This is a genomic window from Kovacikia sp. CALU 1929, assembly GCF_056784235.1.
The window spans coordinates 1-22705 of record NZ_JBXBCF010000113.1; the positions used below are offsets into that span (position 1 = coordinate 1).

Here is a 22705-nt window from a genome sequence, read left to right on the forward strand (position 1 = left end):
CCGACAGGTTTTGCAGAGGTAATTTTGTTTACCTCTTTGCTTGCCGTTCTTACTGATGTCAGTTGAGCCACATTCGGGACATTGCATCGGTTTCACCCTGATTTCATATTCCCATTATGCAACGCCGCTGGTGAATACTTGAGTAGGGAGAACATAAGTGTGAAGCGTCGTCATTTTATTCAACTTGGCGGTCTATCAACTATTGGGGTGGGAGTTCCCCTCGTGTTTGAAAGTTTTGGAAGCGGAACATTGCAGACTGTTGCTATGGAACGCGAGACAATTGTTATTTGGCTTACCAGAATAAGTGGTGGGCGTGGTCACTTTGGAATCGATCTCATCCTCCAGAATGGTACAAACCCCTGTAAGGGAAGATCCGACAAGGTTTGCAGTGATCAGACTTACTACCGAAGCCTAAAATTTGGTACGCCTGAGAATGATGCTGAGTATCAGCATGGTGTATGGATACCTAATAAGGAGCAGAACGGTATCCAACATAATTTTGCCAGGAAACTTGCCTCAGCCTGGATCGAGATTTATACCTACAACAAGGTTGAGCGCATCATAAACGGCAAAAGTCAGCAATGGCCTGAGTTTATGTCCGCCAAGACACACGTCAATTCCTTCAACCACATTGCAGACGGAAGGCACTACTCCAGTCATATCGGTGAGGTAAGCCTGCCACGAGTGAACTATGTAGCTGGACAGGAGAACTTTGGTTTGCTGAATGGCTACTTTAAGAAGAATGGGAAACCGACATCTGATCGCGTAGACGTGAACTTTTTTCAAGAGGGGGCGGCAGTCTACAAAACTTCAACGGGCTGGCCAATTTACGGTTTCTCCTCAACTGGCAACAAAGGGGGTTACTACTCTTCTGGTCCTATCATTCCAGCGCGGTATAAGGTGTCTATGACACACTGGCCAGTCCCGAACAATAAAGCCCTTTCGCGTCAAAAGATTCTCTACTTAGACATTCTTCGCCCCTTTGAACGGGTAGATTTCGATGTTGTAACAGATTGGAAGTAGAGCACAGAAATGCTTGATGAGGCATTGTATTGGAATAGACATTATCGGTAATAAACTGCTAATTCAGAATGGACGATAAAGCTGTAGGAATTGACGATTTTACTCAGGAAGTAATTTCTTTTCTTATTTCTGATTAAGTCTATATAGTATCTCTGGAGCCTCATTGAGTGAGTTCAACGTTTCTTGGTTGAGTAATTCAAAATGCTTTGGATGGAAGTGGAAGTGATCCAGGACAGTTAATTGAATTTCTGCTTGTTCATAGCTCAACTTGGGATTGTTTGGAATTAACGCGATCGCTTGCAGTAGTTTCTGCTTTCCCAACTCCTTCAGTAACTCATATAGCTCTTCTTGAGGAGTTGTATGAGTGGAAGTTTCCTGTTGAGGTTTGTAGTGCTGCCGTAGGACAGCTAGCTGGAATAATGTCAATTTGAGTCTGGGTAGGGTTATAGTCACTGTATTTCCTCTAAGTGAATATTCCTGGTAGGCGGACTCTCTACCAGGAACATAGAATTTGTAATGGACAGCATTCAGACTTGTTGTTCACGGGCAGATTGATCTTGTCCAGCGCGAATCATGGTTGAAACTTTGGGGTGATTAAACGGCATCATGAGCAATTTCAGCGCCCCGAACAATTCACCGTAAGCCCCACTCAACTCATCTGCAATCATCTGGTATTGCGGACAATTTCGGTTGATGCTGGTACTGCTTGCCTCTTGGAATGCAGCAAACGATGTTTCAACCGCGTTCAATAATTGTTGGTAGTAGCTGAATGCTTGTGCCATTTCCCGTTGGGCATCCGACATTTTGTTCAATGCGTGTTGGTTCAAATTCGGTTCCATTGATTTACCCTTTCTTCGTTGAGGTCTAGACAATACGCGAGTTCGCAATGGGTCTCGGTCAGGAACTTCGCGGTGATGGGGATGAATATGCAGGCTTGACTTACCTGCGGCAACTTTCATGCCGACGATCGAGATCGTCAGCCAGATAAAAAATTTCATGCAGACAAATCCAGTCAGTGATAGGGGAAGAGCCAACAACGGCTCTCCAAGGGCTACTCTTCTGATTTGAGAGCGTCTTCTGGCGTAACGGCTGCTGTGGGTTCTTGCCGGAGCACTTGCAAATAGACTGTGGTTGCGATCGCCCGATGGTCTCGGTGATCTGCCAAGTCAGCGATTTTGCCTTTTACGGTTTCCAGGCAAAACCGGAATAAGTCAGTGTGATCACACACCGCCGCCGATAGCTGACATTTCTGGTCATCTGACCAAAGCGGTGGTGCATCGGGTCGCTGTGGAATAACGGGGGGTGTCGTTGAAGCACTCGCAGTGAGTGGAGAAGTGTTTTGAGTATCCAGCAGTACAATGTTGTGTTTGACATTGCCGTTTTTATCACTCCCGGTTGGAATCAGTTGCACCATGACTCCCTTGCGTAAGGGTTTGGTCTCTTCATCACTCAAAGACTTCCAGATCTTGGCTGCTTCTGATCCTTCGGGTTGAGACTGATCTAGAAACAGCACGGAGCGGTACGGTCCATAATCTCCGTCCTTCAATTTCCCAATAACTTCGACTTTTGCACTGATCGGGCTAACAACTTTTGCCATCACTAAAAGCTCCTAATTCAGGTGAACGAGAAGGGGCAATAGCGCCCCTCCTCGTTTGCTGCTTTAAAACTCAACGAACGGAACGTTTGCAAAAATCGCGCCATTCAAATCACTCGTCGCATTCGCTCGGTACGTCGCTTCTGGGTAAACTGCAATCTCTCCCTCAAAGCGAATGCCTTCGCGCAGGGCGCTCATCCAGCCAGCCATGTAAACTTGATTATTCGGTTGTGTCGGCATCTTCCCGAAAGCAAAATCTGCTTTGCCTTCGTAGAAGTCGGGTTCAATGGCTTCCAAAACTTGCTGATCTCGTTGATCCCGATCAGCCAAGCAACAGTCAGCGATAAATGACATACTCAGAACATCCTTTTCTAAGGTCGGGCATTTCTGGTAAAGTGCTCTCTTTGCATGTTCGAGGGCACTGGCAATAAAGCGCTTGTATTCTGCTGTTCCGCAAAACGGTTTCTTCAGTCCGTCCGCCGGGGCATCTTTCCCCTTTTTCACGGGTCATACTCTGTCTAAGAGTGGCGGGCGCTCTTGAAGCAGTTACGCTCTCTGCTGCTCTGTTATCTTATCTAAATTATACACACTATGTAGATAAGATAACCCTCTTTTTCAGAAAAGTATGTGAAGATGGATAATTTCAACTAGAAAATTATCGACCGTAGATGTGGCGTTGTGCAGGTGCCATTTGCGCTAGATCCGAGAAGCTGGATAATGAGGAGAACAGGTATGGTTTTAGTGATGGTTGCGAAAAAGTCGGGTTCTAGTAAAGCTGGTACAAGTAACGGCAGGGGGAAGCACCGCAACCCAAAGTCGCTAGCGAATTTGAACCGGGAAGGTAGGCAGCTTGCGTATGAAGGGGAAGAAAAAAAGCGACACAATGTCTCTGTGACCGACAAAGGGTGGGAGGGATTTAGTCAGATAGCCGATCGCATTGGTCGCTCGAACTCAGATTTAATTGAAGCTCAGGGACGAGGAGAGATTGACTTGATGATGACGATCGAGCAATTATGCAGCACTGAGACATTAAAAAAGTTGGATTTAACTCCAACTCAACTCATGCAACTGACGGTTATCGAGGTTCTCCATCGTCTTTCTCGCGTTCAGCAAAGCTGATCAAATTCACTGTAGAGGCTCAGCTTGACAGGGGCAGAGTTTGTCAATTGTTTTGTGTCAGTAGTGTAGTGGTTACAAAATATCCCTACTCCATCGGAAACCTCCCCTCAAATTCAATCGCAAACCGATTCAACGCCCCCTTCCAATCTCGAATCGGCATCGTCCAGCGTTTGGAAATGTTCGCGATCGCTAAGTACACCACCTTCAGTGCTGCCTCATCGGTGGGGAACGAGCGATGATTATGCAGGACTTTGCGTAAGGTGCTATTGGTCGATTCGATCGCATTGGTGGTGTAAATCACCCGTCGAATCTCATCCGGGAAGACAAAGAAGGTGGACAACTGATCCCAATGGGTCAACCAGGACTTGCTGATTGTTGGGTAACGGCTGTCCCAACGCTCGGCAAACGCCATCAAGTGCTGTTCAGCTTCGCTTGCCGTGGTTGCGGTGTAAATCGTTCTCAAGTCGGTTGCCACCGCTTTCCGGTCTTTGTAGGACACGTAACTCAACGAATGCCTGACCTGGTGGACAATACAGCGTTGAATCCGAGTCTGGGGAAACACCGTTTCAATCGCTTCACCAAAGCCGGTTAAGCCATCAATACAAGCAATGAAAATATCCTTCACACCCCGATTGTGCAGATCCGTCATGACTGATAGCCAGAACTTGGACGATTCATTTTGGGTCATCCAGATGCCCAGCAGTTCTTTCTTCCCCTCCATCGTCACCCCCAATGCCATGTCCTTTCTTGACCATGACTGGCTCAAACGTGCCATTGCGGTCTCGCGGCACCCCAATCTCCGCCTTGCCAAACTCTCCTTTGAGGGTTTTCTTGCTATGCCCATTGCGACGGTTTCGGGGCTGATCTAATTCCTGGGACGGCTGTTCCTGGTCGAGATGATGAGCCATCTCCCCATTCAAACACCGTTCCACCAGGGCTTTGATCAATTGCTTAAGAATCCCCTCTGACCCTAAAAGGTCTTCTAGTCCTTGGTAGTCTTGCAGCAGTTCGTCCAAAAGTTCTGTGCGAATAACCATCGGTTAATTGTTCCTGTCTCAGGTGGGCTAGTTCATTAGATCTCATTTCTTCACCTTTGACACAAACTAATTTACAATCCCTACGATTTCCTTACCGATGCCAATTATGCAACCTGGTCTGTGTCCAGGGGTAAACCGATCTGAGGCTTACAGTCCGTAAACGTTAATGAATCAGGGTCGAGGAAGTCGGCTAACGCCATTTCTAGCACCAGTTCGATCGAATAGTCGATCTGTTTCGCGTGATTTAGATACGCATTGCGGATGTGATCCGGTAACACTGCCAACAGCATCAATGCGGCATCATGACTCAGATGCTTCATATCAGTTTGTGGGAGAGTCTGCATGGTCACGTCCTCTAGTTTCGACTGGGAAATTATATTTTTGGTTGGCAGATGCGTATACGATCAAAACAGCTTTGAGGTCAACTATGTCAAGGTCACTCAGGGTTTGTCAGGCGTACATCGATACCGTCAAGCTTGCAGTCCGTCGCAGTGGCTTTCCCAGCCAGCGTGCCCTGGCAGAAGATATTGGGATGTCCCTTGCTACCATCAGCAATTTTCTGACGGGCAGACCCGTTGATCGCGCTATCTTTCTGGAACTGTGCGAAAAACTGTCGCTGGACTCTGGGGCGATCGCAGACCTCGGTCCGGAACCTAACGATGTTCCAGCTATCTATGCTGGAGAGCGGGAAGTCAAGGGGTTGCAAGATCCCCCACCGCTTTATCATATTACTCCTTCAATTGCCTCATCTCCTCCACCTTCTCCATCTTTATTTGCTTCACCCCCATTCTCTCCTCTGCTCCGTAAGCAGGATTGGGGCGAAGCGATGGATGTTTCTGCATTCTACGGGCGCGTAGAAGAACTCGCGATGTTGGAGCACTGGACGGTACATGATCGCTGTCGTTTAGTCAGCGTGATTGGCATGGGCGGCATTGGTAAAACAGCCTTATCAATTAAGCTTGCAGAACAAATCCAGGAAGAGTTTGAGTTTGTAATTTGGCGATCGCTCCGAAATGCACCCCCTTTGGCTAGTCTATTGGCAGATCTGTTGGGTGTTCTGGACTGTCAGGGGAATAGTGAACTGCCAGAGGCGATCGGTCCTCGAATGACACGTTTGATTGAGCATTTGCGGGATTCCCGTTGTTTGCTGATGTTAGATAATGCGGAATCGATTCTTTGCACCGGCGATCGTGCCGGTTCCTATCGAGAAGGCTATGAGATCTACGCCCAGTTCTTGCAAAGCGTGGGAGAAAGCCGTCATCAGAGTTGTCTGGTGTTAACCAGTCGAGAAATGCCGAGAGGTCTCCAGGCTAAAGAGGGAAGAACTCTCCCCATTCGTTCGCTGCGGTTAGCTGGTTTAGACTCGGAAAATGCTCAAGCCATTCTAGAAGAAAAGGGATTTTCAATCCTGGAAACCGAAGGTCGAGAATTAATTGATCATTATTCGGGTAATCCCCTCGCCCTTAAGATTGTCGCAACAACGATTCAAGAACTGTTTGATGGGGATGTGGCTCAGTTTTTAGAACAGGGCACCACTGTTTTTGGGGACATTTCCGATTTATTGGAACAACAGTTTAATCGGCTGACGGTGCTTGAGCAGCAGATTATGTATTGGTTGGCGATCTCAAGGGAGTGGGTTTCCCTCCCAGAACTGCGCGAGGATATACTGTTAATCGCCGCTCCAAAAGTGTTGCTGGGATCACTGGAATCGCTGCAATATCGATCTTTGATTGAGAAACTGACATCTCCCCTGAAGGGAGAAGCGGTAACGTTCACGCAACAACCTGTGGTGATGGAGTATGTCACGGATCGGTTGATTGAACAAGTGTGTGGAGAACTGATCAGAGGCGAAATTGGGTTGATTGATAGTCATGTGTTAAGCAAAGCCCAAACAAAAGATTATTTGAGAACAACTCAATTTCGGCTGATTGTTAAACCGCTGGTGGAGCAATTGCAGGCGCATTTAAGCAGTCGGGAAGCCGTAAAACAGCGTCTAGACCAGACGTTATCTGTGATCAAATCGCGTCCTTCGCAATCACCCGGCTATGCCGCTGGAAACCTGCTCAATCTGTTTAGACAATTGAATGTGAACTTGAGTGGGTATGATTTTTCCCATTTAACGGTATGGCAGGTTTACTTACAGAGCGTCAATTTACATCGGGTCAATTTTGCCCATGCGGATTTGACGAAATCAGTGTTTACGCAAACTATGGGAGATATTTTGGCGGTTGCCTTTAGTCCCGATGGAACACTGCTGGCGATCGGCATTGATCGGAATATCTTACTCTGGCGAATTGCCGATCAACGACAGATTGCCACTTTAGAGGGGCATTCTGCCTGGGTCAGATGCGTAGCGTTTAGCCCCGATGGAACCCGATTGGCGAGTGGTAGTAATGACCAGACCATTCGACTGTGGGATGGGCAGACGAGGCAATGTCTCAAAACCTTATATGGACATGTGGGTGGAGTTCAATCGATCGCGTTTAGCCCCGATGGACAGCAGTTAGCCAGTGGCAGCAGTGAACCAACGATTTGGCTGTGGGATCTGACAACCTGGCAGTGTATCCAGACGTTGCGGGGACATTGCGATCGCGTATTAACCGTGATCTTTTGTCCCGATCATCAGACCTTAATTAGCACCAGCGATGACCAAACGATTCGGTTTTGGAATCTTCAGTCTGGCGATTGTACGCGAATCATTGCTACCCACGTTAACTGGATGTTGTCTGCCGCATTAAGTCCGGATGGCACAACGTTGGTCACTGGAAGTGATGACCAAACCGTAAAAGTTTGGAGTGTTGGGACAGGTGAATGCGTTGACACACTCCTGGATGATGGAACTAAAGTTTGGGCTGTTGCTTTTAGTCCGGATGGTCAACTCCTGGCAACGGCGGGTGAAGATAAAACCGTGAAGTTATGGGATGTCAAAACGCGCCAATGTCTCAAAACATTTCAGGCGCATATTCAGCGAGTTTGGTTAGTCCATTTCAGCCCAGACGGTAAAACCCTGGTTACGAGTGGCGATGATCACACGGTCAGGATTTGGGATATTCAAACAGGTCAGTGTTTAACCACGATCGCATCACACAGTAATTGGGTGACTTCCATTGCCTTTAGTCCCGACGATGGCAGATTAGCCAGTGGTAGTAAAGACCAGCAAATCCGGCTGTGGGATGTGGCAACGGGTCAATGTATCAAGACTCAGAAAGGTCACAACGATGTGGTGACATCGGTGGCATTTAGTCTGGATGGGAAATGGTTAGCCAGCGGCAGTGATGACCAGACCATTAAGTTATGGAATGCTCATACAGCCGAATGTTTGAAAACGTTGTGGGGGCACACGGATTGGGTGACTTCAATTGCCTTCAGCCCCGTTGACCTTAGTCTGCCGTCAGGCATAGGTCAACTGTTAGCCAGTGGCAGCGGCGACAAAACCATCAAATTGTGGGATGTGCGTTCAGGCGAATGTTTGCAGACATTAGAGGGACATACCCATCGAGTTAAGTCTGTGGCGATTGATCCCCAGGGAACGACGATCGCCAGTGGCAGTGATGACCACACGGTAAAGGTTTGGGATATGAACACGGGGGACTGTTTGCATACCTTCCAGGGGCATACGGATTGGGTACTATCGGTCGCGTTCAGCCCGAATGGTCAGTGGTTAGCCAGTGGGAGTGGCGATCGCACGATCAAACTCTGGAATTTGCAAACCAGGGAATGTGTACTCACTTTGGAGGAGCATACGCAGCGAGTACGATCCGTTGCTTTCAGCCCGGATGGAACCACTTTAGCCAGTGGTAGTGAGGATTGCCTGGTGAAGCTGTGGGATGTGGCTACAGGAACCTGTTTGCAAACGCTAACCGGGCACCAACAGATCGTGTGGATGGTTACGTTTAGTTACAAAGGAGAAATGATCGCCAGTTGCAGTGAGGATGGAAGCATCCGCATCTGGGATAGTCGATCTGGAGACTGTCTGAAAATCTTGCGCGTCGATCGTCCCTACGAAGGGATGAATATCACTGGCGCGATCGGATTAACCCCCGCTCAGCGGTCTACTTTATGCGCCCTGGGGGCGATCGCAGAATAGGTGCCGGAGCAGCTGGATCTGGGATCGTTAAACGTTGTGTCACTGATTCATCGGCTGACCAAAATCATTGCAATTAAAGGGAGACCTACCATGAGTGAAGATCCGAAAGCACCCGATTCAGAAGAGTCTGAAGTGATTCGCCAACCCTTAGTGCCAATGGTTGAAACGGAAACGGATGATGGATCTCGTTCTCCCAAAAATGATAGACCCCTTGACGTGAGCAATCTGGCAGAGACTGTAGATGAAGCTGAAGTAATCAGAAAACCCATTGTGATCGATGCCCAAGCTGAAGCATGAATCAGCCCGATTCTGACAATCTGCCAGTCCATCAGCAGTCTGTCGGTGATGTGACGGTTTCTGGAAGCGACAATCCGGTTGCCCTGGTCAGTGCAACGGGGAATGCGGCGATCGACCAGTCCCGGCACATCATTTACAACTACTATTACTACCGAGAGGAAATCAAATCGGCTCCAGTAGCAGCGGCACTGGATGACGATTTGCCCTGTCCCTACCGGGGCTTATTCCACTTTGGGCCGGAGGATGCGGAGTTCTTCTTTGGGCGGCAGGTGTTTATCACGGAACTGGTGCAAGCCGTGCAGTCCTGTACTTTCGTTCCAGTATTAGGGCCATCAGGAAGTGGCAAGTCGTCATTGACATTCGCGGGATTGGTGCCCCACTTACAGCAGGCTGGTCACTGGCAGTTTACCCACTTTCGTCCAGGTGCTGAGCCTTTTCATGCCTTAGCGTCAGCCTTGGTGCCGCTGTACACACCCAGGCAGGATGCCACCGAGCAGATGCGGCAGGCGCGGCAGTTGGCATCCTATTTGCAGGATGGTAGTTTACCGTTAGGGGATGTAATTGCCCAAATTCAGCGAAACTATCCGAATCAGCGGGTGCTGCTGATTGCGGATCAGTTTGAGGAACTGTATACCCTGTGTGCGGAGGAGTCAACTCGTCGCAGTTTTCTGGATTGCTTGCTTGCTAGTCTTTCTACTGCCCAGGTTTCATCATCAACCCTGGTGTTGGTCGCCACGATGAGGGCAGATTTTTTAGGCAATGCGCTGTCCTACCGTCCTTTTGCTGATGTGTTGCAGGCGGGGGATGTGAAGCTGGGGGCGATGAACCGGGAGGAACTGTGTGAGGTGATTGAACGACCCGCCGCGAAGTTGGGGGTGGCGTTTGAGGCTGGGTTGGTGAAGCGGATTCTGGATGCGGTGATCAATGAGCCGGGGAATTTGCCGCTGCTGGAGTTTGCCCTGACGGAGTTGTGGCAACGACGCAATGGCAGACAGTTGACCCATGCAGCCTATGAAGCGATTGGAGAAGTGGAAGGGGCACTGGCGCGCTATGCCGATCAGCAGTATGCCCGCTTGAGTGTGGTGGAACAGGAACAGGTGCGGCGGATTTTTGTGCAACTGGTGCGACCGGGGGAAGGGACGGAGGATACCCGCCGCTTGGCGACCAAGGCGGAACTGGGTGAGGAACGCTGGGCGCTGGTGACGCAACTGGCGAATTCGCGATTGGTGGTGACGAGCCAGGATGGGGTAAAGCAGGAAACCGTAGAGGTAGTGCATGAAGCCCTGATCCGCAACTGGGGAGAATTGCGGGGCTGGATGAACTCTGACCGCACCTTCCGGGTCTGGCAAGATCGGTTGCGGGGAGCCTTGCAGCAGTGGGAAGCGATGCACCAGGATGAGGGAGCTTTGCTGAGAGGGGCGGCACTGGTGGAAGCCGGGGAACGATTGCAAACCCGACGAGAGGATCTGAGCCTGCCAGAACAGAATTTTATTCAAGCCAGTTTGACGTGGCAACAGCGAGAACAACAGCAGCAGAAACGCCGACGGCAGGTGACGCTGTTGGGACTGACTAGCTTCTCGGCTGTGGCGTTGGGACTCGCAGGCATGGCAGGGTGGCAATGGCGACAGTCTGAAATGGCGCAAATTGATACGATGATGCAATCCTCCAAGGTATTACTGACCTCTGATTATTCGTTTGATGCCATTGTCTCTAGCTTAAAGGCTGCGAAGAAACTACAGAGTCCACTTACTGGAGATGACTCCCTCAAAGCCCAGGTTGCAGCGACCCTGCAACAAGCTCTATCTACTGTTAAAGAAAAAAATCGGTTTAGAGACCTCAAGGAATCTGTCCGTTCTGTTGATACCGTAGTCTTTAGTCCCAATGGGCAGATGATTGCGATAGCAGATCAGAAAGAGGTCAAGCTGTGGCGATTAGATGGAACTCTTTTAAGCAAGGTGGACGTTCCAACTTACAACTACACACCAACAGTAATGGGATTTAGCCAGGACAGCCAAACCATTGCAACCTTTAATGCAACGGGGCAAAAGACAATCAAAGTTTGGGGTATAGATGGCAAATTGCAAGCTAACTCTTGGGGCAATAAAAAGTTTGAATCAGTTGAGTTTAGCCCCGATCATCGAACTGTCCAAACTTTTGATGGCAAAATAGCTCAACTTTGGCAATTTGATGGTCAGCCAATCGGTTCTCTCCGTGGCTTTGATTCCAGGGAGGGCAATTTTGTATGGAGTGGAAATGGTCAGATAATCGCCAGCATTAGCCCTAGCCATGTTCCCAACAAGCAGAAAGTGTGGTTTTGGCGACGAGATGGGACACCCATAACCTCTTGGATAACCGAAAATAAGCTTTACCCGTGGACATTAAATCATGATGGTTCTCTTGTTGTCATGACAGATGGGAAAGTGCTCAAGCTTCTACACCGAGATAGTCATGGTATAGCATCTTTAGCCGATAGTTTGGTGCCAGATGCCAGTATTAGTCAAGTTATGTTTAGCCCTGATGGTCAAACAATCGCCGTATCCTACAGAGATAATAGCTCCAGCAGTGGGAAGGAAGTTGTTAAGCTTTGGCAACGGAATGGGCGCTTGCGAGCAACCTTGACCGGACACGAACAGTATATTTCCACAATCAGATTTAGTTCAGATAGTCAACGAATTGCTACAGCAAGTTGGGATAAGACGATCAAAATTTGGGCTCTCGATGGAACACTGCTAACAACTCTGACAGGACACGCAGATGGGGTAAGTGCGATTGATTTCAGCCCCAAAAGTAATCAAATTCTTGCTTCAGGTAGCAATGACAGTACCCTCAGACTTTGGGAAATTACGGAAAATTCTCCATTTCAGAAAGGGAATTTTGATCCGGTCGTTTTTAGTACAGACCAAAAAGTATTTGCTACAGCAATCAATAATGGACCAGTCGAAGTGTGGAGGATGGATGGCACCCGCATCGCTACCTTGCTTCAAATGATCAAGGGGCAGACCGCAATCCAGTTAAGCCATGATGGCAAAACCATTGTGACCGGGTTGGCTGACTCCAATTCTTACGGTCCGGTTCAACTCTGGAATGATGCAGGAAAACTGATTAAAACCCTGATTCCCAAGACTGCAAAGCCCGAAGGACAAGATTCAACCTGGCGGGGGGCGTTGACCCCAAGTGAAAATGGCAAAGCGATTGTGACGAGTTTGACTGAATCCAACTCTTATGGTCCAGTGCAACTTTGGAGTGGGGATGGAAAACTGATTAAAACCCTGATTGAAAAAACTAAAAAGTCCGAAGATCAGGATTGGGTCTTTGTATTTGTATCTCTTAGCTCCGATGGCAATACGATTGTGACGAGTTTGCGTGACCGAAACTCTTATGGTCCGGTGCAACTCTGGAGTGGGGATGGAAAACTGATTAAAACCCTGATTGAAAAAACTAAAAAATCCGAAGATCAGGATTGGCCTCATGTACGTGTGTCTCTTAGCCGAGATGGCAATACGATTGTGACTGAACATCGCGCCTCAAACTCTTATGGCCCCGTCAAGACTTGGGATGACAAGGGCAGACTTCAAGCCACCTTAGTTGAAGCAACAAAGCGGAGTCCGGATCAATCGTCGAAGGTACAGCTTAGTCAAGATGGCAAGACCCTTTTAACCGTTGTTAATGGTGCCGATTCTCATAGCGTTGTGAAACTGTGGAAGTCAGATGGCACATTGCTCAAAATCCTGATAGACCAATCCAAAATTGAGGGTTCCATCTCTGCAAGCTTTAGTAAAAGCGAGGATCAGTCTGGTGAAACTGGCTTGCCTGAGACAATTATCACTGCGATTCCAGATGGAGCGGTTCAGCAATGGAGTACTGATAGCATACTCCTCAATACTATCACTGAAAAATTGAATGCCGATAAGCAAATTTCTAAACTACAACTTAGCCCAGATGGTCAAATTCTCGCGATACAGGTCAACGATAGGGAGATACAACTTTGGAGTATGAACGGTAAACTCCTAAAGACAATCAGCTATGAAGGTGCCATTGGATGGAACGCCTTTGTCTTTAGTTCTGACAGCCAAATGTTTGCTTCAGGTAGCAATGACAATACAGTTAAACTCTGGCATCGAAAAACAAACTGGGTCATTCCCTTAATCGGACACACTTCAGGTATAGAGAGTCTGGAATTTGATTCAGAGAGCAAGTATTTGGCTTCAGTCGGTGCAACAGGAAAAGTTATTCTACTGCCGTTAGAGAACTTAGCCGATTTACAGTATTGGATCAAGCGCGGTTGCAATCGAGTCCGCAACTATTTGAAAAACAACGCGAATGTAAGTAAGAGCGACAGACATATCTGTGATGGCGTTGATCCTGAAACGAGATGAAGGGGTGTGGGGTGCTGGGGGTAGGGTGTGGGGAGGAAAGGAGGATCACCCTTCTACCCCTCCAGCGATCGCAACTTTACCAATCAACTTCACGATCGCTTTACCGTTACTAACGACAGATGAAGCGGAAGTAACCACAGCTTCATCATTCCTAACCACAGCTTATGCAGACGTAACGACAGATGAGGCGGAAGTAACCACAGCTTTACCATTCCTAACCACAGCTTCATCATTCCTGACCACAGCTTTACCATTCCTAACCACAACTTGTGCCGAGGTAACAACAGATTGAATGAACGTAACCGCAGCTTCAGCCGTGAGCGAGATCGCAGGTGCAGGCATGGCGATCGCTGGATGGAGCGCGGGATTGATGGGTGCGATCGCACTCCGAATGCCTAAATTATGGCGAGATCAGCGGTTCAAGTTGCTCAATCAGTCGTGGAATCGATTGATTGGCTGCATTCCAAACTTCGTCTAAATCAACTGCATCGTAGGCATGAATCAAAATATCGCGCATACCAGCCATCTTTTGCCAGGGAATATCAGAATGATTGGCTCTAAATGCTGCTGAGAGACGCTTTGCTGCCTCTCCAATGATTTCTAATTGCCGAATTACAGCCGATTGACACATCAAGTCGGTTTCAAACGCACTCCGATCTCTGCCCACCAAAAATGTCTGAACCAAACGGGCTGCTGCCAAAATATCAACCACATAATCCAGGTCACGAGGTGGCATAAATCGGTATAGCAGACTCTAAAATTGCTTGGCGACGACGATCGTTTTGACTACGCTCAATCCCTCGACGACTCACCAAATCTACCTTTCGCCCAAACAAAGACCTTAGCTCATCCTGCATGTCTACATGATCGAATAGCGTCCAGGATGCATCAGGAGAAAACGTCACCAACACATCAATATCACTATCTGGGCAAAAATCCTCGCGTAGCACCGAACCAAATAGCGCAAACTCCGTAATCTTCCATCGTTGGCAAAAATCTGCCACCTTTTGTTGAGGAATGTCAATCGCTGGCATATGTGCTTCAATCCTCCACAGCGTAAGCTCATCGCTAGCTTTTAGCCTATCAATGACCTGACACCAGCTTACCCTAATTTAGAGAATTGGAGGGTTCCTTCCAAATCAGGTGAGATCGCCACTCTAAACATCACTCTAAACATCACTGTTTCAAAAGTCAGATGAAGTCGGGTGTACTCAGGTTTGTACTCAGGTGGCTTCTGTCCTGAATGGAACTGTAAGCCAAATCAAGTGATGTCTTTCTACCGAAATTGACAACCTGTCATATTCGCTAAGACTGTTCAAAGCCACAGTTTTCACTCATCAGTGAATTGTCCTTACATCTGCAAACCACTCAAACGACTTGAATTCAAGGAGAATACATCATGGGATCTTACAGATTGAAAATCGCTGCTGGGGTTACCACAAATCGCACCCTTTTGAGTTGCACCGCCGATGGCACAAAAGTTGACCTGTACGGCACTGATGATAACTCTGGTCGCCAACAGTGGTTGTTTGAGGGTATTGAAAACGGAAAATACCGGATCAAGGTTGCCGGAGGAATTAACAATTCCAGGCAATACTTGAGCTGCACCGCTGATGGCACAAAGGTTGACCTGTACCACACGGATGATGGCTCTGGTCGCCAGCAATGGATTCTAGAGGATCTTGGGAACGGAAAATACCGGATCAAAGTTGCCGGAGGAATTAACAATTCCAGACAATACTTGAGCTGCACCGCTGATGGCACAAAAGTTGACCTGTACCACACGGATGATGGCTCTGGTCGTCAGCAGTGGACGCTGCAATCAACACCCGGCGAACAAAATTCAATGGCAGACGAAATTCTCAAGGCTCATAACCGCTATCGAGCGGAAGTCGGTGTTCCTGCCCTCACCTGGTCCAACACCTTAGCCAGTCATGCTCAGGAATGGGCCAATCACCTTGCTTCCTTAGGCGGAGTCTTGCAACATAGCCAGGGCTCAGGCGAAGGCGAAAACCTCTGGTGGGGAACGTCGGGTAGGTACAGCTATACCCAGATGATTGGATCATTTGGGGATGAGAAAAAGTATTTTGTCCGAGGAACGTTTCCCAATGTCAGTTCTACCGGCAACTGGGCAGATGTCGGACACTACACACAAATGGTCTGGAGGAATACTACGCAAGTGGGCTGTGCGATCGCCAGAGTCAATGGGAAGGATGTTCTAGTGTGCCGCTATAGCCCTCCAGGTAACTATAGAGACCAGATTGTGTTCTAACATTCATTGATTGTTCACCAGGAAGCGATCGCATCTACAAAAGAGCGATCGCTTTCTTTTGGTGCAATTTTGACATTGGGCAAAAGCGATCGCAACTCAGAACAACACTGATGCAAAAGTCAGGGCAAAGCAGGCATTCTCAAGTCTGAACTCAGGTAGTTACCAGGTTTGATCAAGTTATCAATCCAATTACCTATCAAGGTTATCTAAGATGAAAGAACCAAATCTTAACTCTGCCGATGTTCATGTCATCATCAATGACTGGGAAGAGCAAAATCACTTCATCGGTGAAGCAAAATGCTACTCCAGTAAGGGTAAGCTACTCTGGAAAATTCCGGCTCTTTGCAAAGGCGTTAGCGGACCTGATCCCAATGTTCCGAGCGGTGATACCCCTCCCGGCCTTTATTCGGCGGGAACTCTGACTGAAACCCAATCCTCGGAATCGCAGACAATCTGGGCTGCCTACGGGAAATACTTCATTGACCTGGTTGAGCATGAAGGTCAGGAGCAGCAACGGGGACGCGCAGGTATTGGTTGGCATGGGGGTGGTTCTGGTGCTCCCGATCCGCTCGCTCCCCTGCAACCGCTACTCCCTACCCTGGGATGTGTGCGTTCCCACAACAAGGACATGGAAGAGTACGTTGTGAAAACACTCCAAGAGGTCAGTCATAACGGTGGAAAGATGTGGATTACGGTGAATCAACTTTAGCTTTTGTTTGTCCTTAGGGGGGCTTGTTAGTCGTAGTGGATTTCCTGTTATTAGCACGATCGCTTTCCTAGAGGGGGCGATCGTTTTTTTGTTTGAGCCAGCGATCGTACTTAGAGCAACATCCCTAAAAAAGTCAAAACAACTTAGACATTCTCAGACTTGAACTCAGGTAATCCTGCCATTTGATAGGGATATATCGCCAAAGAGAACTTATTCTCAACGCGATACACATCCTTCTGTAATTCAGTCCAAACCATCAAATTTTCGAGGTTATTTATGTCTTGTACGATTGGCAAATGTTACACGGTTAAACCTGGAGACATTCCCTTTGATATTGCCCAACGAGAGCTAGGGAATGGCGATCGTTGGCGAGAAATTAGAAAACCCGATGGCTCACAATTAACAGAAACTGATGCGGCAAATTTACAACCAGGACAAGAACTTTGTATTCCTGGTTCGTTCCCAACTCCAGCTACAGGATTTGCGAATATCGTCTCTCGTCAAACCTATGAAGCCATGTTTCCCCACCGCAATGCTTTGTACAGCTATGACAGTTTAGTTGCGGCTGTGCAAAAGTATCCCCAGTTCTGCACCGAAGGATCATCGGAACAACGCAAACGAGAGACGGCTGCCTTCCTCGCCAACATTGCTCACGAGACGACCGGCGGTTGGGATGCTGCTCCTGATGGTCGCCATGCCTGGGGTCTTTACTATGTGGAAGAAGTGGGTTGTGAAAATGGCGGTTGCACCGGATACTGCGATGCGACCAACAGTACCTATCCCTGTTCTCCAGGTCGCACCTATCATGGTCGGGGGCCAATGCAATTGTCTTGGAACTACAACTATGGTGCGGCTGGTCAAGCTTTAGGCATTGATTTACTGGCTAATCCGGATCTCGTTAAGTCTGATGGAGCGATCGCCTTCCAAACAGCACTCTGGTTCTGGATGACGCCTCAGTCTCCCAAACCCTCCTGCCATGCAGTGATGACGGGTGGTTGGGTGCCCTCTGCTGAGGATACCAATATAGGGCGTGCGCCCGGATTTGGGATGACGATCAATATCATTAACGGTGGTCTGGAATGCAGTATTCCAACGAATGGCAAGGTGCAAGATCGAGTCGGCTTCTACCAGCGATTTACTCAAATGCTTGAAGTAGACATGGGTGAGAGCGTCTATTGTGATCGCATGGCACACTACTAGGTTTTCGCATGACCCAACCACACATTGCTGCAAACTAACTGAATCCCGTTACCGAGATCCTCGTAAACTGGGCGATCGCTTCCTCCTAAAACGGAAACGATAATGGAGAAGCGATCGCTTTTCTTATGGGTGCGATTATCGTGTTGATGAAGGTGATCACAACTTAGAACTCTACCGAACCAAAAGTCAGGATAAAGCAGGCATTCTCAGGTTTGTACTCAGGTAGACACCGTATTTGATGAAGAAGTAAAGCCAAGGGAGCCCTATCCCACAGCAATCTTCAACGGAGTTTAAATCTATGAGTATCGACAGAAAGAAGTTCTTTGACAACTACAGAGTTCAATTTCATCCCACTCTGACTCAGACGCAAGTCGATGGTTACGAGGCAATTCTCAACTATTGGGAAACTACTTCCCTCCAAGACTTGTGCTGGCTCGCTTATGCCCTGGCAACGGCTTACCACGAAACAGGTAAATTAATCGAACCCGTTCGGGAAGGCTTTTGCAAGACCGATGCAGGCTCTATCCAAGCCGTCACAGATTTGTATAACCAGGGCATCATTGGGGAAAACTATGCTCTGCCAGAAGCCAATGGCAAAAGCTATTTCGGTCGAGGTCTGGTGCAACTCACCTTTGCTGATAACTACAAAAAGATGGGAGAAGCCTTAGGGCTGGGCAACCAATTGTACGATAACCCTTCCCTGGCGCTTGACTTAAACATATCCGTCAAAATCCTGTTCAAAGGCATGATCGACGGTTTATTTACTGGATTGAGCCTTGCCGACTTTTTTAATGCCACAACGACCGACTGGGTACATGCTCGGAAAATCATCAATGGCATGGACAAAGCGGATGCGATCGCCGATTACGCCCAGCGCTTCAAAGCCTGCCTCGCCTAACTCAAGTCAACCCTACAGCCCCAAGGAAATGAAGATGAAAAATTTAGGTCAATTCTTTCAAGATGGAAACCATGAGTTTTCGGCTACTCGCTTAGCTTTTCTAACGTGGATCTTCGGTGCCCTAATTGTTTGGGGCGCAGGTAGTTTCCAAGAAAAGCAAATGCAAAAAGTGCCTGAATCCGTCATCGCACTGGTTGGAGTTTTGATGACCGGTAAGGCAATCCAGAGATTTGGTGAAACTTCCGATGAAAAGGCAACTCCCGAGCCGCAGGTGACTAAATCAACTCAGTCTTTACCGGCTGGAAACGGAGCTACTTCTGCATCAGCTAGCTCAGTTCCATCCCGTTGAAAAAATCTCGTAGACATAGCGATCGCTCCTTCCTAAAACGGCAACGTGAATGGAAGAGCGATCGTTTTTTCTTATTGGTGTGTTTTTGGCTTAGATAAGGGCGATCGCACCTCAGAATAACACCGATACGAAAGTCGGAACAAGTCAGACATTCTCAGGTTTGAACTCAGGTAGCCACCGCATTTGATAGAGATATGAAGCAAACGGAAGTAGATTTCATCAATCATATCAATGAGGTTGACTTCTATCATTTTCACTACTCACCCTGGAGACTTAACATGGCCTATTCTATTGAACCAAGCGAGAACAATTTTGATTCTAAGGCGAACGAAAACAAGGCTGATTTGCATAAACGAAAAGGCTCTAAAACGCAATCTCAAAATCATGTTGAAGCCATTAAAGCCTTGACTCCAATGTTCTTGGCTCTGATTGGGGGAATGATCGGCATTGCTGTTCTAGTTGCCCGTCCCAGTGATGCTGGGTTCGGACTGGCGAGTACAGCGATCGCGGCGGCGGCTGGACTGGCCCAACCGCACAAAGATCAGAATCGAAAAGATGATTAACGCTCTCAACTTGCTAAGTGTTTGCTTTTGCTTGATAAATGCCAAGGATGCGTTCAACTCAACAGCTTATCCAGCTTTGTCCGTTCACCATTAAACAACAACAACAAGGAGAACAACAATGAAATCCATGATCAAAATTCTCGTGTTTGGCTCTCTGCCGTTATTTCTCTTTGCATGTGGTCCCAAATGCGATCAATACTCTAACCCACAGCAGAAGCAAGACTGCGAGAAGGCAGGAACTCTCATGCCAACGCAAGTTAGAGGAATCTCACAGCCAGCATGACTTCACTCAGAAGTATCTACTTCTCATATTGGGCAAAAGGCATAATCTTTTTGCCCACCTAGCACTTAAATTTTTGAAATTCATCAAGGCTAATATGCTACCCACACAATCTGCCCTTGAGTTCCAATTAGTTCATCAAGCTGAAGAGCGGGAATATATATCTGATTCAGAAGGGCTTGAAAGAGAGAAGGTCAATCAACAATTAATCAATCGGTTACAGAGTAATTTGCGTGTCGCCAGAATGAAAGCTCTAACTCATAAGTCCACGGCGCGCTTCTGGAAACAGTTTGATATCGGACTCAACCTTTTCAATACAGTTCTTGCCGCGATCTCTGGAACTACAGCTTTATCTAGCTCCAATCCTTCTACTACAGGCGCATTAGGTCTTATTGTTGCTGTATTAACCGCAATCAATGCTTTTCTAAAGCCCATCAACATCTCCAACGAGCATTTGAAATTTGCAGCCAAGTACGGATTATTGCGCGACAAAATAGACCTGTTTCTATCTGAAAACTGCATTATAGAAGATGAAAATAATGAGAAATATAGACTCATCAGGCAGAAAAATAGTAGTTTAAATCAGGACATTCAGCAGCTGTTAAAAAAACTCGACAGTGAGTTCAACAAATTGGAGGAAAAAGCTCCAATAGCTTTAGCTTTCACTGCTGCTGCTGCTGTGAAAGAGATATTAGGTTCACCAGACAAGGAAAAGCTTCAATCTCTGTATAAACTTCAACACCCATAGCAATAGAACCCTGATACAAAGAACAGTTAGGATTGCAAAGTGCATATTTTATGAGGACAGCCCAATAGGTTAGCCCTCAATATTTATGAGTGTTTTCGGTATAGGGCTACAAGGCTAAAGACCCATTTAGCAGCAAATATTCCTGATTTTCTGATCAACTGCTCCTAACATTTTCTTGATCAGTCATTGATGGAAAATGTAAAGATTTAAGGGGGAGTATGAATATCCTACGCAAACGTGATATTTGTCGTTAGATGGCTTCCAGTCAAGCGATCCAGGGGGCGTGCTCTATGAATCCGATCAAAATTCTGATCTTGACCGCAAATCCCAGTAATACGGGTTCAGATCCGTTGCGCTTAGATGCAGAAGTACGGCGGATTGAGGAGGCGTTGCAACGATCGCGCTACCGCGATCGCTTCCAAACTATAGCTAAACTGGCAGTGCGAACCACAGATTTGCGACGGGCACTGCTGGACAATCGGCCGCAAATTGTTCACTTTTCTATGCACGGAACTGGAGGCCAGGGCTTAGTTCTGGAAAATGATATTGGGAAAGTGCAATTGGTCAGCACGGAGGCACTGGCAGGACTATTTGGCATCTTTGAGACGGGGGAGATTGAGTGTGTCTTGCTCAATGCCTGCTACTCAGAGGTTCAGGCAACGGCAATTCATCAGTTTGTGAATTGTGTGATTGGGATGAATCAGCCGATCGGGGACAGGTCAGCGGTGCTGTTTGCGGAAGCATTTTATGATGCGTTGGGCGCTGGCAGTCCTTATGATAAGGCGTACAAAATTGGCTGTAGTGCGATCGCCCTGGAAGGGAGTTCGGAGTACTCAACGCCAGTGCTGAAATACCGCAAGCGTCGGGGTGCTTCCATGCCTGGGGGGCAACGGGCAAATCAGACGGTACAACCAGAGAGTGCTGTAGCCGCGATCTCAGAACCACCGAAAGCGCCTCAATCTCAGGCGATCGGGAATGTCACAATTAGCGGGAGTAATAACCCCTTCAATGCGATTCAGGCTGGGGGCCATGTCACCTTACGCCAAACGAGTACTCAGAGCAGTGGTGGCAATCCAGATCTGGAAGCGGCATTGGCTCTGTTGGTGAAGCTGAGACAGGATGTGGTGGCAACGGATGCGCTTAGTGCCTTTACTAAGAAAGATACGGAGTCAAAAATCGGGATGCTCCAGGAGGAGTTGCAGAAACCGAAGCCGGACAAAAGCTTTGTGAATGAGGTAGTGGAGGCACTGAAGCAGGGGTTGAGTGGAGTATTAACCCTGGCAGCACCCGTCACACAGGTAGCTGACCTTCTAGCAAAAGCCTGGGTTAGTTTTCTATGAGCCAAAACCAGAACTCGAAAGATTCTGAGACACAGCCAGTCAATCAGCAGCAATCCCTGGGCGATGTGCAAGTACAGGGAGATGACAACATCTTCAATGTGATTCAGGCAGAGGTTGTTACCCTCACGCAAACCAAGATCATTCAGATCTCGGTGGATGAGATTAAAACCCGTGAGTTGATCACGGCATCACCATATAAGGGTGATGACAACTTCTTCAACATCATCCAGGGCGATGCTATCACCCTCAACCAGACTCGCATCATCCAGGTTTTGGCAGATGAAATCAAAACTCGCAAGCTAATCACCACTTCTCCCTACAAAGGCTTGCGCCCCTTTGAACCCGAAGATACCACTCGCTTCTTTGGTCGCGATCGCTTCCTTGCCGGGTTAGTTAATAGACTTGTTGCGGAATAAGAATTTTTAAGGGAAATTCTTCCCTTGTCACTTCCATCGAAGTTAAGCCGCCATCAAATAGAAGTTCCATAGCCCCGTTGCGGTCAACATCGAACGGTCATCAAAATTAGTCACACGATTTCTGTAAACATCGCTCACAATCCTGTATCGTTTCACTCCCGCAAACGCAATCTCGCATCGCACTCGACGACTACTTTTCTCACGATTCTCCTGTTTCTGCTCGTCACTGAGGCTCACTCCTCGGGGTTACTTGTGAGGCATCTCCATGTTGTCATACTCCTTCAGTAACCCTAAAAAACCTAAATAGACGGCAATAACAATCACATCAGGAAAGCCCTTCCCTATCTCTTCATCATAAAGCAATCGCTTATCATTCACGTATACATATCGTCACTGG

Annotated in this window: 24 protein-coding genes and 1 pseudogene; 15 read left to right on the top strand and 10 right to left on the bottom strand. The window is 47.8% G+C overall.

Translation table 11 applies throughout. From position 1 onward, the window contains the following. Window positions 1-87, bottom strand: an 87-nt coding sequence (locus AC1S52_RS31300) for a transposase (RefSeq protein WP_482031489.1), incomplete at its 3' end; no start/stop codon positions are given. Between the two features lie 72 nt (window positions 88-159). Here AC1S52_RS31300 and AC1S52_RS31305 point away from each other — a divergent pair. After that, window positions 160-1023: a hypothetical protein gene (locus tag AC1S52_RS31305; protein ID WP_482027411.1), complete on the top strand. Its 864-nt coding sequence runs from the start codon at window positions 160-162 to the stop codon at window positions 1021-1023. A gap of 123 nt (window positions 1024-1146) precedes the next feature. Here AC1S52_RS31305 and AC1S52_RS31310 read toward each other — a convergent pair whose 3' ends face one another. The 4 genes from AC1S52_RS31310 to AC1S52_RS31325 all read right to left on the bottom strand — a co-directional run bounded on the left by AC1S52_RS31310 (window position 1147) and on the right by AC1S52_RS31325 (window position 3121). Continuing rightward, window positions 1147-1476 (bottom strand): hypothetical protein, encoded by a 330-nt coding sequence (locus AC1S52_RS31310; RefSeq protein ID WP_482027410.1) that lies wholly within the window; start codon window positions 1474-1476, stop codon window positions 1147-1149. Between the two features lie 74 nt (window positions 1477-1550). Then, a complete protein-coding gene (locus AC1S52_RS31315) occupies window positions 1551-2021 on the bottom strand; it encodes a hypothetical protein (RefSeq protein ID WP_482027409.1) in 471 nt (156 codons plus the stop codon). A gap of 53 nt (window positions 2022-2074) precedes the next feature. Continuing rightward, window positions 2075-2620 (bottom strand): hypothetical protein, encoded by a 546-nt coding sequence (locus AC1S52_RS31320; protein ID WP_482032971.1) that lies wholly within the window; start codon window positions 2618-2620, stop codon window positions 2075-2077. Window positions 2621-2683: 63 nt separating this feature from the next. After that, window positions 2684-3121 (bottom strand): hypothetical protein, encoded by a 438-nt coding sequence (locus tag AC1S52_RS31325; protein WP_482032972.1) that lies wholly within the window; start codon window positions 3119-3121, stop codon window positions 2684-2686. A 228-nt stretch (window positions 3122-3349) separates the two neighbouring features. Between AC1S52_RS31325 and AC1S52_RS31330 the strand changes: the two genes are divergently transcribed. Further along, a complete protein-coding gene (locus AC1S52_RS31330) occupies window positions 3350-3736 on the top strand; it encodes a hypothetical protein (RefSeq protein WP_482032973.1) in 387 nt (128 codons plus the stop codon). An 85-nt stretch (window positions 3737-3821) separates the two neighbouring features. On the opposite strand, the pseudogene AC1S52_RS31335 reads toward AC1S52_RS31330, so the two are convergent. Both AC1S52_RS31335 and AC1S52_RS31340 read right to left on the bottom strand, forming a co-directional pair. Continuing rightward, a pseudogene (locus tag AC1S52_RS31335) lies at window positions 3822-4773 on the bottom strand (IS256 family transposase). Window positions 4774-4877: 104 nt separating this feature from the next. Then, window positions 4878-5117, bottom strand: a complete 240-nt coding sequence (locus tag AC1S52_RS31340; protein ID WP_482032974.1) for a hypothetical protein — start codon at window positions 5115-5117, stop codon at window positions 4878-4880. Window positions 5118-5200: 83 nt separating this feature from the next. Here AC1S52_RS31340 and AC1S52_RS31345 point away from each other — a divergent pair, with 83 nt between their 5' ends. The 4 genes from AC1S52_RS31345 (at window position 5201) to AC1S52_RS31360 (ending at window position 13825) form a co-directional block, all read left to right on the top strand. Continuing rightward, window positions 5201-8860 carry a WD40 domain-containing protein gene (locus tag AC1S52_RS31345; protein WP_482032975.1) on the top strand — a complete coding sequence of 1220 codons (3660 nt, stop codon included), beginning with the start codon at window positions 5201-5203 and terminating at the stop codon, window positions 8858-8860. Window positions 8861-8950: 90 nt separating this feature from the next. Further along, the gene (locus AC1S52_RS31350; protein ID WP_482032976.1) at window positions 8951-9157 is read left to right on the top strand and encodes a hypothetical protein; all 207 of its coding nucleotides are present in this window, start codon (window positions 8951-8953) and stop codon (window positions 9155-9157) included. Then, window positions 9154-13533, top strand: a complete 4380-nt coding sequence (locus AC1S52_RS31355; protein WP_482032977.1) for a WD40 repeat domain-containing protein — start codon at window positions 9154-9156, stop codon at window positions 13531-13533. Before AC1S52_RS31350 ends, AC1S52_RS31355 begins: the two co-directional genes overlap by 4 nt. Beyond that, the gene (locus tag AC1S52_RS31360) at window positions 13508-13825 is read left to right on the top strand and encodes a hypothetical protein (protein WP_482032978.1); all 318 of its coding nucleotides are present in this window, start codon (window positions 13508-13510) and stop codon (window positions 13823-13825) included. The genes AC1S52_RS31355 and AC1S52_RS31360 overlap by 26 nt, the downstream gene beginning before the upstream one ends. Before the next feature lie 108 nt (window positions 13826-13933). Here AC1S52_RS31360 and AC1S52_RS31365 read toward each other — a convergent pair whose 3' ends face one another. Then, window positions 13934-14269: a HepT-like ribonuclease domain-containing protein gene (locus tag AC1S52_RS31365; protein WP_482032979.1), complete on the bottom strand. Its 336-nt coding sequence runs from the start codon at window positions 14267-14269 to the stop codon at window positions 13934-13936. Further along, window positions 14256-14567, bottom strand: coding sequence for a nucleotidyltransferase family protein (locus AC1S52_RS31370; RefSeq protein ID WP_482032980.1), 312 nt, complete (start codon window positions 14565-14567; stop codon window positions 14256-14258). The genes AC1S52_RS31365 and AC1S52_RS31370 overlap by 14 nt, the downstream gene beginning before the upstream one ends. A 365-nt stretch (window positions 14568-14932) precedes the next feature. Between AC1S52_RS31370 and AC1S52_RS31375 the strand changes: the two genes are divergently transcribed. From AC1S52_RS31375 to AC1S52_RS31415, 9 genes are all read left to right on the top strand, one after another. Continuing rightward, window positions 14933-15805: a CAP domain-containing protein gene (locus tag AC1S52_RS31375; protein WP_482032981.1), complete on the top strand. Its 873-nt coding sequence runs from the start codon at window positions 14933-14935 to the stop codon at window positions 15803-15805. Between the two features lie 211 nt (window positions 15806-16016). Next, complete coding sequence (locus AC1S52_RS31380; protein ID WP_482032982.1) at window positions 16017-16514, top strand: hypothetical protein; 498 nt, start codon at window positions 16017-16019, stop codon at window positions 16512-16514. Between the two features lie 276 nt (window positions 16515-16790). After that, a complete protein-coding gene (locus tag AC1S52_RS31385; protein WP_482032983.1) occupies window positions 16791-17714 on the top strand; it encodes a glycoside hydrolase family 19 protein in 924 nt (307 codons plus the stop codon). A 298-nt stretch (window positions 17715-18012) separates the two neighbouring features. Further along, window positions 18013-18612: a glycoside hydrolase family 19 protein gene (locus AC1S52_RS31390; RefSeq protein WP_482032984.1), complete on the top strand. Its 600-nt coding sequence runs from the start codon at window positions 18013-18015 to the stop codon at window positions 18610-18612. A 34-nt stretch (window positions 18613-18646) separates the two neighbouring features. Then, window positions 18647-18961 carry a hypothetical protein gene (locus tag AC1S52_RS31395; protein ID WP_482032985.1) on the top strand — a complete coding sequence of 105 codons (315 nt, stop codon included), beginning with the start codon at window positions 18647-18649 and terminating at the stop codon, window positions 18959-18961. Between the two features lie 194 nt (window positions 18962-19155). After that, window positions 19156-19524 (top strand): hypothetical protein, encoded by a 369-nt coding sequence (locus AC1S52_RS31400; protein WP_482032986.1) that lies wholly within the window; start codon window positions 19156-19158, stop codon window positions 19522-19524. A 356-nt stretch (window positions 19525-19880) separates the two neighbouring features. Then, a complete protein-coding gene (locus AC1S52_RS31405; RefSeq protein WP_482032987.1) occupies window positions 19881-20552 on the top strand; it encodes an SLATT domain-containing protein in 672 nt (223 codons plus the stop codon). A 290-nt stretch (window positions 20553-20842) separates the two neighbouring features. Beyond that, window positions 20843-21892, top strand: a complete 1050-nt coding sequence (locus tag AC1S52_RS31410; protein ID WP_482032988.1) for a CHAT domain-containing protein — start codon at window positions 20843-20845, stop codon at window positions 21890-21892. Further along, window positions 21889-22308, top strand: coding sequence for an nSTAND1 domain-containing NTPase (locus tag AC1S52_RS31415; RefSeq protein ID WP_482032989.1), 420 nt, complete (start codon window positions 21889-21891; stop codon window positions 22306-22308). Before AC1S52_RS31410 ends, AC1S52_RS31415 begins: the two co-directional genes overlap by 4 nt. Before the next feature lie 42 nt (window positions 22309-22350). Here the strand turns inward: AC1S52_RS31415 and AC1S52_RS31420 are convergent, their stop codons facing one another. Beyond that, on the bottom strand, window positions 22351-22545 hold the full coding sequence (locus tag AC1S52_RS31420) for a hypothetical protein (RefSeq protein ID WP_482032990.1): 195 nt from the start codon (window positions 22543-22545) through the stop codon (window positions 22351-22353). Window positions 22546-22705 lie beyond the last annotated feature (160 nt).

What these genes read in the sequence shown, in the direction of transcription:
- AC1S52_RS31315 (WP_482027409.1), bottom strand. Translation starts at nt 2,021, where the DNA reads ATGAAATTTTTTATCTGGCTGACGATCTCGATCGTCGGCATGAAAGTT.
- AC1S52_RS31320 (WP_482032971.1), bottom strand. Translation starts at nt 2,620, where the DNA reads ATGGCAAAAGTTGTTAGCCCGATCAGTGCAAAAGTCGAAGTTATTGGG.
- AC1S52_RS31330 (WP_482032973.1), top strand. Translation starts at nt 3,350, where the DNA reads ATGGTTTTAGTGATGGTTGCGAAAAAGTCGGGTTCTAGTAAAGCTGGT.
- AC1S52_RS31340 (WP_482032974.1), bottom strand. Translation starts at nt 5,117, where the DNA reads ATGCAGACTCTCCCACAAACTGATATGAAGCATCTGAGTCATGATGCC.
- AC1S52_RS31345 (WP_482032975.1), top strand. Translation starts at nt 5,201, where the DNA reads ATGTCAAGGTCACTCAGGGTTTGTCAGGCGTACATCGATACCGTCAAG.
- AC1S52_RS31350 (WP_482032976.1), top strand. Translation starts at nt 8,951, where the DNA reads ATGAGTGAAGATCCGAAAGCACCCGATTCAGAAGAGTCTGAAGTGATT.
- AC1S52_RS31355 (WP_482032977.1), top strand. Translation starts at nt 9,154, where the DNA reads ATGAATCAGCCCGATTCTGACAATCTGCCAGTCCATCAGCAGTCTGTC.
- AC1S52_RS31360 (WP_482032978.1), top strand. Translation starts at nt 13,508, where the DNA reads ATGGCGTTGATCCTGAAACGAGATGAAGGGGTGTGGGGTGCTGGGGGT.
- AC1S52_RS31365 (WP_482032979.1), bottom strand. Translation starts at nt 14,269, where the DNA reads ATGCCACCTCGTGACCTGGATTATGTGGTTGATATTTTGGCAGCAGCC.
- AC1S52_RS31370 (WP_482032980.1), bottom strand. Translation starts at nt 14,567, where the DNA reads ATGCCAGCGATTGACATTCCTCAACAAAAGGTGGCAGATTTTTGCCAA.
- AC1S52_RS31375 (WP_482032981.1), top strand. Translation starts at nt 14,933, where the DNA reads ATGGGATCTTACAGATTGAAAATCGCTGCTGGGGTTACCACAAATCGC.
- AC1S52_RS31380 (WP_482032982.1), top strand. Translation starts at nt 16,017, where the DNA reads ATGAAAGAACCAAATCTTAACTCTGCCGATGTTCATGTCATCATCAAT.
- AC1S52_RS31385 (WP_482032983.1), top strand. Translation starts at nt 16,791, where the DNA reads ATGTCTTGTACGATTGGCAAATGTTACACGGTTAAACCTGGAGACATT.
- AC1S52_RS31390 (WP_482032984.1), top strand. Translation starts at nt 18,013, where the DNA reads ATGAGTATCGACAGAAAGAAGTTCTTTGACAACTACAGAGTTCAATTT.
- AC1S52_RS31395 (WP_482032985.1), top strand. Translation starts at nt 18,647, where the DNA reads ATGAAAAATTTAGGTCAATTCTTTCAAGATGGAAACCATGAGTTTTCG.
- AC1S52_RS31400 (WP_482032986.1), top strand. Translation starts at nt 19,156, where the DNA reads ATGAAGCAAACGGAAGTAGATTTCATCAATCATATCAATGAGGTTGAC.
- AC1S52_RS31410 (WP_482032988.1), top strand. Translation starts at nt 20,843, where the DNA reads ATGAATCCGATCAAAATTCTGATCTTGACCGCAAATCCCAGTAATACG.
- AC1S52_RS31415 (WP_482032989.1), top strand. Translation starts at nt 21,889, where the DNA reads ATGAGCCAAAACCAGAACTCGAAAGATTCTGAGACACAGCCAGTCAAT.